14 protein-coding genes, 1 tRNA gene and 1 pseudogene are annotated in these 13,525 nt (G+C 70.2%); 10 read left to right on the top strand and 6 right to left on the bottom strand.

Annotated features, from left to right (window positions below):
* Positions 1-43 precede the first annotated feature (43 nt).
* From WDJ58_RS14370 to WDJ58_RS14360, 3 genes are all read left to right on the top strand, one after another.
* Complete coding sequence (locus tag WDJ58_RS14370; protein WP_338913954.1) at positions 44-1,516, top strand: response regulator; 1,473 nt, start codon at positions 44-46, stop codon at positions 1,514-1,516.
* Between the two features lie 176 nt (positions 1,517-1,692).
* Positions 1,693-1,777: transfer RNA gene (locus tag WDJ58_RS14365), tRNA-Leu, on the top strand.
* Between the two features lie 210 nt (positions 1,778-1,987).
* Positions 1,988-2,545 (top strand): DUF420 domain-containing protein, encoded by a 558-nt coding sequence (locus tag WDJ58_RS14360; RefSeq protein WP_338913953.1) that lies wholly within the window; start codon positions 1,988-1,990, stop codon positions 2,543-2,545.
* A gap of 35 nt (positions 2,546-2,580) precedes the next feature.
* Here WDJ58_RS14360 and purF read toward each other — a convergent pair whose 3' ends face one another.
* The 3 genes from purF to WDJ58_RS14345 all read right to left on the bottom strand — a co-directional run bounded on the left by purF (position 2,581) and on the right by WDJ58_RS14345 (position 4,679).
* The gene (gene purF, locus WDJ58_RS14355) at positions 2,581-4,044 is read right to left on the bottom strand and encodes an amidophosphoribosyltransferase (protein WP_338913952.1); all 1,464 of its coding nucleotides are present in this window, start codon (positions 4,042-4,044) and stop codon (positions 2,581-2,583) included.
* A 276-nt stretch (positions 4,045-4,320) separates the two neighbouring features.
* The gene (locus WDJ58_RS14350) at positions 4,321-4,497 is read right to left on the bottom strand and encodes a 50S ribosomal protein L37e (RefSeq protein ID WP_338913951.1); all 177 of its coding nucleotides are present in this window, start codon (positions 4,495-4,497) and stop codon (positions 4,321-4,323) included.
* On the bottom strand, positions 4,494-4,679 hold the full coding sequence (locus tag WDJ58_RS14345; RefSeq protein ID WP_338913950.1) for an LSM domain-containing protein: 186 nt from the start codon (positions 4,677-4,679) through the stop codon (positions 4,494-4,496). The genes WDJ58_RS14350 and WDJ58_RS14345 overlap by 4 nt, the downstream gene beginning before the upstream one ends.
* A 114-nt stretch (positions 4,680-4,793) precedes the next feature.
* Between WDJ58_RS14345 and WDJ58_RS14340 the strand changes: the two are divergent.
* Positions 4,794-6,037: pseudogene (locus WDJ58_RS14340) on the top strand (MFS transporter).
* A 28-nt stretch (positions 6,038-6,065) separates the two neighbouring features.
* On the opposite strand, the gene WDJ58_RS14335 reads toward WDJ58_RS14340, so the two are convergent.
* The gene (locus WDJ58_RS14335) at positions 6,066-7,031 is read right to left on the bottom strand and encodes a zinc-dependent metalloprotease (protein ID WP_338913948.1); all 966 of its coding nucleotides are present in this window, start codon (positions 7,029-7,031) and stop codon (positions 6,066-6,068) included.
* 154 nt (positions 7,032-7,185) lie between these two features.
* On the opposite strand from WDJ58_RS14335, the gene WDJ58_RS14330 reads away from it, so the two are divergent.
* On the top strand, positions 7,186-7,887 hold the full coding sequence (locus tag WDJ58_RS14330) for an alpha/beta hydrolase (RefSeq protein WP_338913947.1): 702 nt from the start codon (positions 7,186-7,188) through the stop codon (positions 7,885-7,887).
* 41 nt (positions 7,888-7,928) lie between these two features.
* Here WDJ58_RS14330 and WDJ58_RS14325 read toward each other — a convergent pair whose 3' ends face one another.
* Positions 7,929-8,939 carry an NAD-dependent epimerase/dehydratase family protein gene (locus tag WDJ58_RS14325; protein WP_338913946.1) on the bottom strand — a complete coding sequence of 337 codons (1,011 nt, stop codon included), beginning with the start codon at positions 8,937-8,939 and terminating at the stop codon, positions 7,929-7,931.
* Between the two features lie 88 nt (positions 8,940-9,027).
* On the opposite strand from WDJ58_RS14325, the gene WDJ58_RS14320 reads away from it, so the two are divergent.
* Complete coding sequence (locus WDJ58_RS14320) at positions 9,028-9,165, top strand: hypothetical protein (RefSeq protein WP_338913945.1); 138 nt, start codon at positions 9,028-9,030, stop codon at positions 9,163-9,165.
* Between the two features lie 75 nt (positions 9,166-9,240).
* Positions 9,241-9,768 (top strand): helix-turn-helix domain-containing protein, encoded by a 528-nt coding sequence (locus tag WDJ58_RS14315; protein ID WP_338913944.1) that lies wholly within the window; start codon positions 9,241-9,243, stop codon positions 9,766-9,768.
* A gap of 199 nt (positions 9,769-9,967) precedes the next feature.
* On the opposite strand, the gene WDJ58_RS14310 is transcribed toward WDJ58_RS14315, so the two are convergent.
* Positions 9,968-10,276 (bottom strand): hypothetical protein, encoded by a 309-nt coding sequence (locus WDJ58_RS14310; RefSeq protein ID WP_338913943.1) that lies wholly within the window; start codon positions 10,274-10,276, stop codon positions 9,968-9,970.
* A 112-nt stretch (positions 10,277-10,388) separates the two neighbouring features.
* Between WDJ58_RS14310 and WDJ58_RS14305 the strand changes: the two genes are divergently transcribed.
* From WDJ58_RS14305 to WDJ58_RS14295, 3 genes are all read left to right on the top strand, one after another.
* Positions 10,389-11,450 (top strand): M20/M25/M40 family metallo-hydrolase, encoded by a 1,062-nt coding sequence (locus WDJ58_RS14305; protein ID WP_338913942.1) that lies wholly within the window; start codon positions 10,389-10,391, stop codon positions 11,448-11,450.
* Positions 11,451-11,674: 224 nt separating this feature from the next.
* Complete coding sequence (locus WDJ58_RS14300; RefSeq protein ID WP_338913941.1) at positions 11,675-12,184, top strand: helix-turn-helix domain-containing protein; 510 nt, start codon at positions 11,675-11,677, stop codon at positions 12,182-12,184.
* 30 nt (positions 12,185-12,214) lie between these two features.
* A complete protein-coding gene (locus WDJ58_RS14295; protein WP_338913940.1) occupies positions 12,215-13,402 on the top strand; it encodes an alanyl-tRNA editing protein in 1,188 nt (395 codons plus the stop codon).
* Positions 13,403-13,525: the final 123 nt, after the last annotated feature.

Genomic DNA, 13,525 nt, shown 5'->3' with positions numbered 1-13,525 from the left:
GTGTCACGCTGTACGTCGGTTACCCCCACCTTTATTAAAGTTGATGTGTACTCCGAAATTAATCATCTCGGGACCACATCTCGGCGACCGGCGAACCGACCCGTCTATCACTGTCCTCCTGGTCGACGACGACGAGGGGCTCGTCGAACTCGTCCAGGAGTACGTCCGGCAACGGCACGGCGACATCACCGTTCGGGCGGCACGGAGTGGTGACGGGGTGCTCGCCGAACTGGAGACGACCGACGACGTGGACTGCGTGGTGAGTGACTACCAGATGCCCGAGATGGACGGCATCGAACTGCTCCAGGCCGTCCGCGCCCGCTGGCCCGACCTCCCGTTCATCCTCTTCACGGGGCAGGGGAGCGAGGACATCGCCGAGCGAGCGATCAAGGCCGACGCGACCGACTACGTCCAGAAGGGGACCGGCACCACGCAGTTCGCGGTGCTGGTGAACCGTATCCGGAACGCGACGGCGCAGTATCGTGCCGAGACGGAGCTCAGGCGGCTGAGTCGGGACACCGAGCCCAGGTTCCGGCTGTTCGTCGAGACGACCGACGACCAGGCGATCATCCTGCTCGACGAGGAGGGCCACGTCCGGACGTGGAACGCGGGTGCCGAGCAGATCAAGGGGTACGAGAGCGACGAGATCGTCGGCGAGCACTTCTCGATCTTCTACCCCGAGGTCGACGTCGAGGCGGGCGCTCCCGAGCGCAGCCTCCACGAGGCGGCCGAGGAGGGGCGAGTCAGCGACGAGGGCTGGCGCGTCCACAGGGACGGCTCACAGTTCTGGGCGAACGTGACGATCACGGCCCTCCGCGAGGAGGGCGAGCTCGTGGGCTACGCGAAGGTCCTGCGCGACGGCTCCGACCGCAAGCGGGAGCGGGAGTTGCTCGAACGGAAGGAGCAGCTGGAGGGGTTCATCGCCTCGATCTCGCACGACCTGCGGAACCCGCTGGGCGTCGCACGGGGGAACGTCGAAGCGGCCCGCGACACGGGCGATCCCTCGCGACTCGACGCGGCCGAGGCCGCACTCGATCGCGCGACCAGGCTGCTCGCCTACGTCGCGAAGGCCGCCGAGGAGGGAGAACACGCCGCGGAGCCCGAACCGGTCGACTTCGGCGACGCGGCCGAGGCCACCTGGAACGCGCTCGAGGCCGACGAAGCCACGTTGACCGTCGAGGGGAGCGGGACGGTCGTGGCGGATCGGTGGCGGCTCGGGCAGCTGCTGGAGAACCTGTTCGCGAACAGTGTGGAACACGCCGGCCCCGACGTGACGGTCAGCGTCGGTCTCCTCGACGATCGAACGGGGTTCTACGTCGAGGACGACGGCCCCGGTATCCCCGAGTCCACGCGAGCGAAGGTGTTCGAGATGGGGTACTCGGGGGCCGCCGAGGGGACGGGCTACGGGCTGGCGATCTGCGGGCGGATCGCCGAGGCTCACGGGTGGGAGATCGACGTGACAGACGGGACCGACGGCGGTGCCCGCTTCGATATCTCGGGCGTCCAGATGGGGTGACCGGGGCGACGGACCGGCTGTTCCACCGGTGCTGTCCCCGTACCTCCGTCTCCCGCCGGGGATCTCCGCCGGAGGAGCGAGTCACGGCCGTGATCGCCAGCGCGGGGTTCGCGACCCCAAAGCGAGTGGTTTTAGTAGCCCTTCCGTGAATCAGGGTACGCGGACAGAACCACCGTGCGTGGGTAGCCAAGCCAGGCCAACGGCGCAGCGTTGAGGGCGCTGTCCTGTAGAGGTCCGCCGGTTCAAATCCGGTCCCACGCACTGCCCCGACGCCGTTCCTCGGCGTCACAGTGCGGGTGCTGCAGACAGCACCCACGCAAATCCTACCGAAGCTACTTCCCGAGCGGTAGCACCGTCCGTGGTGGTCGGAGACGAGCGACGACTACGGCCAGCGCGCGGTGTGGGGCCACCGGAGGCCGTGTCACCGACTCTCGGGAACGATTCAAGCCCCCAGGTGCCCTACACCCGGCCATGCAGTCGTGGGTACGCGACCACGTTCCGGCGCTGACGGGGCTGCTGTCGGTGGTGTCGCTCGCGCTCGTCTTCGGGGCCGCCCTCCAGGTCCTTCCCACGAACGCGCTCCCCGCGCCCGAGTCGTTCCTCTCGGCGATCCCCCACGTCAACGCCGTCGTGAGCACCGTCGCCATCGTCACCATCGCCGCCGGCGTACAGAGCGCACGCCGCGGGGAGTACCGCCGCCACCGGGCGCTGATGCTCGCCTCGGTCGCGCTGTTCACCGTCTTCCTCGCGCTCTACCTCTACAAAGTCTCGGTACAGGGGCCCGCGCCGTTTCCCGGTCCCGGGGCGGTCTACCGGTTCGTCTACCTCCCGGTGCTGGCGATCCACATCCTCCTCGCGGTCGTCTGTGTCCCGCTGCTCTACTACGTCCTCCTGCTGGGACTGACCCGACCCGTAGAGGAGGTGCTCGGGACCGCTCACCGGCGGATCGGTCGGATCGCCGCGTCGCTCTGGCTGGTCTCGTTCGTCCTCGGGAACGTCGTCTACGCGATGATCTACGTCGTGTACTGAGTCGGCCCGACGACCTGTCTCTGGAACGAACGGGGTCAGTCGTCGCTCGGCGCGGCCTCGGCTCCACCGCCGATGACCGGCCGCTCGACGTCCCGGTCGGTGGTCTCGCCGTCGATGTCGTAGGGGTACTCGCCGGTGACACAGCCGAGACAGAGGTCCGCGCGCGAGGTCGAGAGCGCCTCGGCGACCGCGTCGATGGAGAGGTAGCCGAGCGAGTCCGCGCCGATCTCCTCGCGGATCTCCTCGACGGTGCGGTCGGCGGCGATGAGCTCCTCCCGGGTCGCCATGTCGATACCCATGTAGCAGGGCGCGACGATCGGCGGCGCCCCGATGCGGACGTGGACCCCCTCCGCGCCGACGTCGCGCATCAGCTGGACGAGCTGGTTCGAGGTCGTTCCCCGGACGATCGAGTCGTCGATGAGCGTCACCGTCCGACCCTCCACGACGTCGGAGATCGGGTTGAGCTTCAGCCGCACCGCCCGCTCGCGGGCGTCCTGTGTCGGCATGATGAACGTCCGGCCGACGTACCGGTTCTTCATCAGCCCCTCGGCGAACTCCACGTCCGCGCCCTCCTCCTGTGCGGCCTCGGCGTAGCCCGAGGCGAACGCCCGTCCCGAGTCGGGGACGGGCATCACCACGTCCGAGTCGACGCCCGACTCGGCCCAGAGCTGTCGGCCGAGTTCGCGTCGGACGTCGTAGACGAGGTGGCCGTCCATGGCCGAGTCGGGGCGAGCGAAATAGACGTGCTCGAAGAAGCAGTGGGCGCTACGTTCGCGCTCGAACAGCTGGTAGGCGTCGAAGTCGGCCCCGTCGGGCTGGAGGATGACGAGTTCGCCGGGTCGGACGTCGCGGACGAGTTCGCCGTCGAGGACGTCGATGGCGGCCGACTCGGAGGCGAGGATGTACCCCTCGTCGAGTTCGCCGATACACAGCGGCCGGTTCCCCTCCGGGTCGCGCACCCCCATCACCGTGTCGTCGTGCATGATGGTCAGCGAGTATGACCCGTGGATGCGCCGCATCGTGTGCTTGACCGCGCGGACGAGGTCCTCCTCCAGCAGGTTCCTGGCGAGGTCGTGGGCGATGACCTCCGTGTCGCCGTCGCTCGTGAACGCGTGGCCGAGCCCGGCGAGTTCGTCGCGGATCTCCGCCGCGTTGACGAGGTTGCCGTTGTGCGAGAGCCCCAGGGAGCCGGACTTGAACGAGACGGAGAACGGCTGTGCACAGGAGGTGTCGACGCTCCCCGCGGTCGGGTAGCGGACGTGACCGATCCCCACCGATCCGTTGAGTCCCGCGAGGTCGGCCTCGTCGAACGCGTCGCCGACGAGGCCCATCGAGACGTGGGAGTGCTGCTGGAAGCCGTCGTGGGTGACGATGCCGGCGGACTCCTGGCCCCGGTGTTGTAGCGCGTAGAGCGCGTAGTACAGCGGCCGTGCCGAGGCACGGTCGCCGAGTGAGACGCCGACGACGCCGCACTTCTCCCTCGGACCGGAGGCGGTCATCAGTCACACAGCCGGGGGGAACGCCCAAAAACGTTCGTGATTGTGCCCAGGGGGAGATGTGCACGGCCGTGTATATGCACGTTCGTGCATACTCCCGACCGGCCCGCCCGTGAGTCGTCCCCGCCCCTCCGGCGGTCGGATCGGCCGGAGGCGGCCCCGGACCCGAGTCCGGACCCGGGCCACGACGACCGCGGGCGGACCGTGGTTGGCGAGGGTGACGGGAGCCGTGGCTCGACGGGATGGAGCGAACCGTGTGAGAACCCGGGTCGACCCGGTTCAGCTGTCGCCGGTCTTGCCCTGCCAGGCGTACTCGCGCCGCTTGGCGGACTTGCCGAACCCGCAGCTCGCACAGGCCTTCTTCTTCACGTGGTAGGACTTCTCACCGCAGCGTCGACACTTGACGTGGGTCGTCTTGTTCTTCTTGCCCTGAGAAGGGGTGCCCGCGCCGGTCATGGTTGTATCGAGACGACGTTATCGCCCCGTATAATCGTTGTGTTGTCCCCGTCCTCGACGACGAGGTTCATGTGCTGGTCGTAGCCGGCGAGCACCCCCGTGTACACCTCGCCGTCCTTCAGTTGAACCGTCACGCGGTCGCCGAGCGTCTCCTCGAGGACGTCGAGCGGTCTCCCGGACATACGCTTACGGGGAGCGGGGGTGAGTATAAACACACCGGGACCGTTACCGGGCCGCTGGGGGGTCGATATGAGTGTGTCTCCCACACTCATTCTCGCGGGCGTGGTCCCCGGGTCATGGACGGGAACGACCGGGCGCTCACCGCGTTCACCATGCTCGGCCACGCGACGTTCCACACCTACGAGCTGGTCGTCCCGATATTCGTCGTCGTCTGGCTCGACGCCTTCTCGACGTCGGCCGCGACGCTCGGCGTCGTCGTGGGGGCGAGCTACGCCCTCACCGGCCTCAGGGCGCTCCCGAGCGGCGTCCTCTCCGATCGGTTCAGCGCGAAGCGGCTCATCGTCGCCAGCATGCTCGGGGTGGGCGCGGGGTTCCTGCTCGTGAGCGTCGCTTCCGACCTCCTCGTCCTGGCGCTCGGCCTGCTCGTCTGGGGCGCGGCCGCCAGCGTCTACCACCCCGCCGGGCTCTCGCTCATCAGCCGTGGCGCGAAGGAGCGGGGCACGGCGTTCGCCTACCACGGTATGGTGGGGAACGTCGGGGTGGCGACGGGCCCGCTCCTCGGTGCCGTGCACCTCGTCTTCCTCGGGTGGCGGACCGTCGCCGCCCTGCTCGTGCTCCCGGCGCTCCTCGCGGTCGCCCTCGCGCTCCGGCTGGAGTTCGACGAGACGGCCGCGGTCGAGCCCGCCGCTACCGACGGGAGCGCGACCGATCCTCCTACCGCCGACGAGCGGGGCGAAACCGGTGGTCTCCGCCGATTCGCCGCCGATTCGCGGCTCCTGTTCGCGGGCGGCTTCCTCCTCGTGTTCCTCGTCGAGAACCTCTACGGCCTCTACTACCGCGGGGCGTTCACATTCCTCCCCGACATCCTCGCCGGGCTCCCCGTGTTCGACCCGGTGACGTTCGCGGGCTGCCCGTTCGAGCCGGGCCAGTACGTCTACTCCGGGCTACTGGTCCTCGGTGGCGCCGGCCAGTTCTTGGGAGGTAAACTCGTCGACCGCTTCCCCGCGGAGCGCGTCCTCGTCGCCAACTTCGCGGCGCTCGCCCTCGTCGCGCTCGCGTTCGTCCCGGCGGCGAACGCCGGGCTCGTCCCGCTGCTCGTCGTCTCGGGGCTCCTGGGCCTTCTCGTCTTCCTCGAAGCGCCGGTCAACCAGGAGGTCATCTCGAAGCACGTGCCCGCGAACCTCCGTGGGCTCTCGTTCGGGTGGACCTACGTCGCCGTCTTCGGCGTCGGCGCGCTCGGGCAGCAGTCGCGGGGATCGTCCTGACGCGGTGGTCGCCGGGGGTGCTGTTCGGGCTCCTGGCGGCGTTCGCGATCCTCGCGGCGCTCGTCGGCCTCTCGCTGGTCCGCCGGGCGGCGTGAGTCGGTGCGTCGGGTCCTCCGGCGAGAACTACAGTCTCCGACGGGACGGGACCCGCCGGAGCCACAGGTCGGGGTCGTCGATCTCCTCGCTCGTCGGGAGCGTCTCGGGGCTCTCCCAGACCGCCGCGGCCCCTTCGAGCCCGCGCTCGTCGGCGACGGCGTCGAAGAACCGCTTGCCGCGCTCGTACTGCTGGCGCTTCATGCCCAGACCGAGCAGTCGCCTGATCAGCTTCGTCAGCGGACCGCGACCCTTCCGCCGGGCCTCCAGCTTCGCCCGGAGGTCGGCGTACTCGTCGTCGAACGCCCGGTCCATCACGAGTTCGGCGTAGCCCTCGACGGCGGTCATAGTGGTGTCGAGCGCACCCAGGGCGCTTCGGTCGATGCTGCCCGCCTTCAGCGACTCCAGGGCCTCCTCGACGTCCGATTCGAGGTGTCCGGGGAGCCAGGGAGCCGCGCCGAACTCGGCGGCGTGGGCGACCTCGTGGAAGGCGATCCACCGGCGGAACCGCTCCTCGTCGACCGAGAGCGAGGCCGCGACCTTCCCGATGTTCGGGTGGACGAAGTAGAGCCGGTGGTCGTCGGCCGCCTCGCCCAGCAGGAGCGGGTCGTACTGTCCGAGGACGTTGTTGGCGAGGAACGTCAGCGAGACGGCCATCGAGCCGGTGTTGACCGAGCGGGCCAGCCCCGGGAGCGGGCCGACACTGTCGGCGAGCGGCCGCATCACCCGTCTGAAGGTCGCAACGTTGGCGTCGATCCAGTGGTGGCGATGCTGTACCTCCACGGTGTCGGGGAGGTCGAACCCGACGCCGGTGACCTCGCGGATGCGGTCGCGGGCCTCGCGGACGTCGGCGGCGTAGCCGGCCCGCTCGGCCGCGGTCAGGTCGATCGCCCCCGGCTCCGTCGCGGCCTTCGCCGCGTCGGCCGCCGCCCCCCAGTCGACGGGTTCGTCGCCGGAGGCGTCCGCGACCGCCCGGACTACGCGATAGATACTCACACCGACGCTACCGGGAGGACGGGCAAAGACCTTCCGGGAGCGGCGGTCCCCGTCGGGTCACACTGCCGAACGGCCCCCGGCCAGATGGCGTCGGTGTCACCTGCTCGCGTCCGTGTTCGGGAGCCTTCTTACACGTCCGACGAGTAGGACGGGCATGGATCGCGTCCGGACGGACGGCGGCGACGGCGAACGGATCGACGGCCCCCACCAGGGGAGCGACCCGGAACGGGCGGGCGCGGATCCCGGGGATGCCCGGGCGGGCGTCGTCCTGCTCCACGGCCGCGGGGCGACCGCGAGGGGCATCCTCGACCTCGCCCACGAGGTCGACGTCGATGGGGTCGCCTACCTCGCGCCGGGGGCGGCCCGTAACACCTGGTACCCCCAGTCGTTCCTCGCGCCGGTCTCGGCGAACGAACCCGGCCGGTCGTCCGGACTGCAGGCCATCGCCGACGCCGTCGGGACGCTCACCGACTCCGGGATACCCCTCGAACGGGTGGTCCTCGGCGGGTTCTCGCAGGGGGCCTGCCTGGCGACGGAGTTCGCCGCGCGAAACCCCAGACGGTACGGCGGGGCGTTCGCGCTCTCGGGGGGACTCATCGGCGAGTCGGTCGACGCGGAGGACTACGCCGCCGGGCGCGAGGGATCGATGGACGGGACCCCCATCTTCCTCGGCTGTTCGGACGTGGATCCGCACATCCCCGAGGAGCGCGTCCACGACACCCGCGAGGTGTTCGAGGCGCTCGGTGCGGAGGTCACCGAGCGGATCTACGAGGGGATGGCCCACACGGTGAACCGGGACGAACTCGAGCACGTCCGGCGGATCGTCGAGCGCGCGGCGGACGGCGGAGGGCGGTAGGAAGCCCCATCACCGGGGGCTCGGAACGTGTCGGGCCCCGATCACGCCGGCTCCTCGTCCGTTGGCGCGGCCGTCCCGGAAGGTCCCTCGCCTCGAAGTTCGTCGAGCGTCCCGTCGGCCCGCCAGGTCTCGACGACCTCCTCCAGGCCCTCGCGGTAGGTCGGGTACTCCGGCTCCCATCCGAGTTCCTCCCTGGCGCGCTCGTTAGTCGTCGGCATCGGGCTAGCGAGCAGTCGGGCGGCGACCTTCCCGACGAAGAACCGCGCCAGCCAGGCCGGGATCCGGCCCGGCTCCGGGGCGTCGAGCAGGTCCGCGAACCGCCCGAAGAACGCCGCGGGGGTCGCCGGTTCGTCGTCGACGACGTGGTAGACCCCACCCGCTCCCGTCTCGATGGCCGCGACGAACGCCGTCGCCGCGTCGTCGGCGCGGACGAACGAGAGTTCGGCGTCTCGGCGACCGAGCAGGCCGCCGGCCACGACGGGCAGGTCGCCATCGAGCAGCCGTGCGGCCCACTCGCGCGTGTCCCGCGCGTCGGGGGCGTAGAAGAACCCACAGCGGAGGACCGCCGCGTCGAACCCGTCCGACGCGGCGCGCCGCTCGAGGAGGTCCTCGACCTCGGCCGCCGACCGCGTGGCCCTGTCGGGGTGACGCTCGGCGGTCTCGTCGAACCGCGAGCCGTCGGGCTGGCGGGCCACCCAGACGACGCTCGGGAACAGCACCTGCCGGATCCCCGACGGGGCGACGTCGAGCAGGTTCCGCATCCCCTCTAACCGGACGCGGTCGTTCCGGGACCACTCCGCTTCGGTGGGCTTGGTCGAGTCCGGGATGGCCGTCGCGGCGTGGACCAGCACCTCGACCTCGTCGTCGACCGACCGCTCCAGCGTCGCGGGGTCGAGGACGTCGCCGTGCCGCGCGGTTCCACCCCGTTCCTCGACCGAACGCTCGCCGGCTTCGTCCCTCGCGAGCCCGACGACCTCGTGGTCGCGATCGGCGAGTCGATCGACGAGACGGCTCCCGAGGACGCCCGTGGCACCCGTGACGAACACCTTCATGACGGTCGACGATACCACCTGGGGGCGGGAAACGCTGCTGCCGGATCCGCTCGGGGGGTTTAAGCCGGACCACTCGATCCCCACCCGCATGAAGCACGTCCGGGTCAGGATCACCGCGGGCGTCCGCGAGGCGGAGATACACCCGATGTACGACCTGTGGGTAAACGCCCCGTTCGTCGAGCGTGCGACCGCCCTCCAGTGGAACTTCACGGGCGACGCGCTGTAGTAGCGTTTGGAAGGCTTCACTCACGAACGGGCGGACGCGCCCGTTCGGAGTGTATCATCGGTTCCAAACGCTACTATGGGAATCCTCCACCACGCCGTCGGCGACGCCGACGCGTTCGAGGCGGCCGTCGAGGGGATCCCCGAGGTCCTGGGATACGACATCGAACGAACGGGTGAGGAGGCGTTCTACGTCTACGTCCGGGACGCTACGACGGAGGCGCTTGGCGACCTGTTCGGCCCTATCACGCGGGGCGGACTGATCGTCGTCCCGCCCATCCGGTACCGCGAGGACGGGACGGTGGCGTTCTCGCTGTTCGGCCCGGACGCGGAACTCCAGGCGGCGGTCGAGAGCGTCCCCGACCCGGTGGACGTGACCGTCGAGGAGGTGAGCGGTCTGGACGCGACGGCCGAGGCCGTCGAGACGCTCCTCACCGAGCGCCAGCGCGAGACCGTCCGGGCGGCGGTCGAACTGGGGTACTACGAGATCCCGCGGGAGGCCGGTCACGCCGAGGTCGCGGAGGCGCTCGGCTGTGCGCCGAGCACCGCGGCCGAACACCTCCGGAAGGCCGAATCGAGACTCGTCTCGTCGGCGTTCGGTGCGTAGCATCGCTCAGATACTCCCCTCACTCGGTGGGGGTGAGTCCCTCGACAGTACGAGTGACGGGAGGTGGGACCTCCCTTCGGTGGGGACGGGAGGTGGGCTATCGGGTCCCCTGCAGTCTGACACACGCAGGACAGCCGGCTGTGGCTCCGGTAGATGCCGAGCGGACCGGCACCAGCCGGTTACGGCGAGGTCCGGTCGCTCACTCGATGGCGACCTCGGCCCGGTCGACGTCGTCGATTTCGTCGCCCTCGTCCTCTTCGGTGAACCGTCGCCTGAGGACAACGGCCGCGACGACGAGGAAGACGAGCCCGACGAGTGCGGCCGCGAGCTTGGCCTTCGAGCGACCGCCGTCGGACTCCTCCGTCTCGACGGCCACGCCCGTCCCTGGCTCCTCGTCCACCTCAGGGGTCCCCTCGTGGACCGCCTTCGCGAACGGGGCGTAGGCGTGGGCCTTCGCGGTCACCGATCCGACGTCGACGTCGACCTCCAGGAGGGTGAAGTCAGCCATATCCCCGACCAGGTGGGCGAACGGGATATGCGTTGTGCAGGACTCGTCAGCGGGTAGTATCGCGTCGGGTCGCTTCGGGAGGGTTCATACCGGAGTGGGCAACAGAACACCCATGGACGAGTCACAGCGGGAGTTCCTCGACGGGCTGCTCCGGACCCCGAGCCCCTCGGGGTTCGAGGCCCCCGGCCAGCGTGTCTGGCTGGACTACGTCGAGCCGTTCGCCGACGAGATCAGGACCGACGCCTACGGGAACGCCGTCGCGACGTACGAGGGGGACGGGGAGGGGTCGATCGCGCTCTCGGGACACGCCGACGAGATCGGGCTGATGGTCCGCGAGATCACCGAGGAGGGGTTCGTCGGACTCTCGCGCATCGGCGGGTCGGACCGGACGGTCACTCGCGGCCAGCACGTCACCGTCCACGGCTCCGAGGGACCGGTCGAGGGTGTCATCGGACAGAACGCCATCCACCTCCGCGAGGGCGACGAGGACGACGTGAAGGAGATCTCGAAGCAGTACGTCGACATCGGAACCGAAGACGGCGAGGCCGCGCACGAACTCGTCTCGGTCGGCGACCCGATCACGTTCTCCTCGGACGTGGTGGACCTGGCGGGGCGTCGGCTCGCCGGCCGCGGGATGGACAACCGGACGGGGACCTGGGCGGCCGCCGAGGGGTTCCGCCGGGCGGTCGAGGCCGGGACCGACGCCACGGTGTACGCGGTCTCGACGGTTCAGGAAGAGGTCGGCCTCCGCGGTGCGGAGATGGTCGGGTTCGACCTCGACCCCGACGTCTTCGTCGGCGTGGACGTCACCTTCGCGACGGACTACCCGGAGGCCCCGGGCGACAAGACCTCGCCCGTCGAGCTGGGCGGTGGGCCGGTCCTCGGTCGCGGGACCCAGAACCACCCGGTGCTCGTCGAGGCCGCACGGATGGTGGCCGACGACGAGGGGTTCGACGTCCAGCTCGTCGCCGCGGGGAGCGGGGGCGGCACCGACGCGGTGAAATTCTACACCTCGCGGGGTGGGACGCCGACGCTCGACCTCGGGCTGCCGAACCGCTACATGCACACGCCGGTGGAGGTCGTCGACACGCGCGACCTGGATCAGGTGGCGACGCTGATGGGTCGGCTGGCCGAGCGGCTCGGCGAGTTCGCGCCGTTCCGCGTCGACGTCTGATAGGGATTATCGTCGTCACTCGTACCTCGTCCCAGGACCACGCCGCTCGACCCGTACCAGCGAGTCGAATCCTCCGGCCGGCTACGATAACCCCTACGAGCTTCGGCGGAGCCCTCGCCGTCCGACGGTGGGACCGGCTCCGTGACCTGAACCCCCTCACGCCGCGGGTATCGCCGGTATCCGCGAGCGGGGGGTTCAAGTAGCCGCATCGAATCCGTGGGGGTATGGCCAAGTACTCGACCGGGGGGGTCGGTGGCGACTCCGGCGGGTCGTGCGAGCTCTGCGGAGCCGAGGGGGGGAACCTCCGCACGGCGACCGTCGCCGGTGCCCGCCTGGAGGTCTGTGCGGAGTGTGCGCGACACGCAGAGGACGCCGAGCCGTCGAGGACTCGCGACGAGGAGTCGGGCGACGAGACCGACCGCAAGCGCCGCGCCGCCAGGAACGCGGCCCGGCTCGACGACGCACGGAAGGGCGATCCGAAACACTGGGAGGAGGAGGGGACCGACTACGACGACGACCCGCTCCCGTACCTCGTCAGGGGGTACGGCGAGCGGCTGGCTGACGCCCGGCAGGAGGCCGGCCTCCAGGCCGACGAACTCGCGGCGGAGATGGGCGTCGACGAGGCCGACGTGCTCGCCGTCGAGCAGGGACGGGCGAACCGCGCCGGGATCGGCGGGTCGCTCATCACCGCCCTCGAGGAGCGGCTGAACGTCGAACTGTCCGAAGAGGCCTGATTTTAGGACCCCGGGGACGTCCCGGTACCTATGGCCGAGTCGAAGGCTCCGGAGGACCCGCAGACGCTGTCGTTCGAGTCGACCGTCGAGGCCGACGGCCGCGAGGTCGTCCTCGACGAGACCTACTTCTACCCCGAGGGGGGCGGCCAGCCGGCCGACAGGGGCACTATCGAGGGCGTCCGCGTCGAGGACGTCCAGTCGACCGACGAGGGCGTCGTCCACTACCTCGCCGAACCGCTGGACGCCGAGGTGGGCGGGACGGTCACGGGCCACGTCGACGCGACCTTCCGGACCTACTGCATGCGGGCCCACACCGCGAGCCACGTCCTCTACGGTGCCGGCCGGCGGCTGTTCGAGGACCTCGGCTACGGCGGATTCGGCATCACGGACGAGAAGGTGCGAGTGGACCTCACCACCGAGGGCGACGTCGACGACGAGGCGCTGGTCGAACTCGAACGGCTCACCAACCGCGCAGTCTGGGAGTCACACGCCGTCTCCTGGGAGACGGTCCCGCGCGAGGAGGCGCTCTCCCGCGAGGAGGTCGCGTTCAACACCAAGACCGAGGAGGGCGTCTCGGGCTACGACCGGGTGCGGATCGTCACCGTCGACGACTGGGACGTCGCGGCCTGCGGGGGGACACACGTCGGGAACACCCGGGAGATCGGACCTGTGACGGTGCTCGAACGGTCGAACCCCGGTGAGGGCCGTACACGCATAGAGTTTGCCGTCGGCCCCGACGGGATCGAGCGCCGCGCCGCGGACAGGCGGGCGACGATGGCCGCCGCCCGGTCCCTCGGGACGAGCGTGCAGGGCCTCCCCGACGCCGTCGAGCGGCTCCAGTCCACCCGGGAGGAGCTCGAATCACAGCTGAGCGACCTCCAGGACGAACTGGTCGCCGCGGAGGTCGAACGCCTCCGCGAGGAGGCGGTCGAGCGCGACGGGCACACCTGGCTCGTGGGCTCGCTGGAGGGCCTCGACGCGAACGAACTCGCCGAGCAGGTCCGGTCGCTCTCGGGGGAGGCCGCCGACGTGGTCGCGCTGGTCTCCCCCGACGGCACCCTCGCGGTGGGGACGACCGGCGAGGTCGACGCCGGCGACGTGGTCGAGGACGTCACGGGCGAGTTCGGGGGCGGCGGTGGCGGCTCGCCCACCGTCGCCCAGGGCGGGGGGATCGGTGCCGACGCCGACGAGGTCGTCGCGTTCCTCCGCGGGGAGTGAGTCTGTCACCGGGGGAATTCCGACCCCTGAGGCATCCATCACTCCCCGGTCTGCGCCGAGCCAACCGAGTCATATCTTGGCGGAACCGGCACGTACATGACCCCAGGGGCGGGGAGGAATCAC

This window comes from Salinirubellus litoreus (assembly GCF_037335815.1).
GTDB lineage: Archaea > Halobacteriota > Halobacteria > Halobacteriales > Haloarculaceae > Salinirubellus > Salinirubellus litoreus.
The sequence above is the reverse complement of the archived record's forward strand: the minus strand, read 5'-3'. Positions and strand labels throughout refer to the sequence as shown.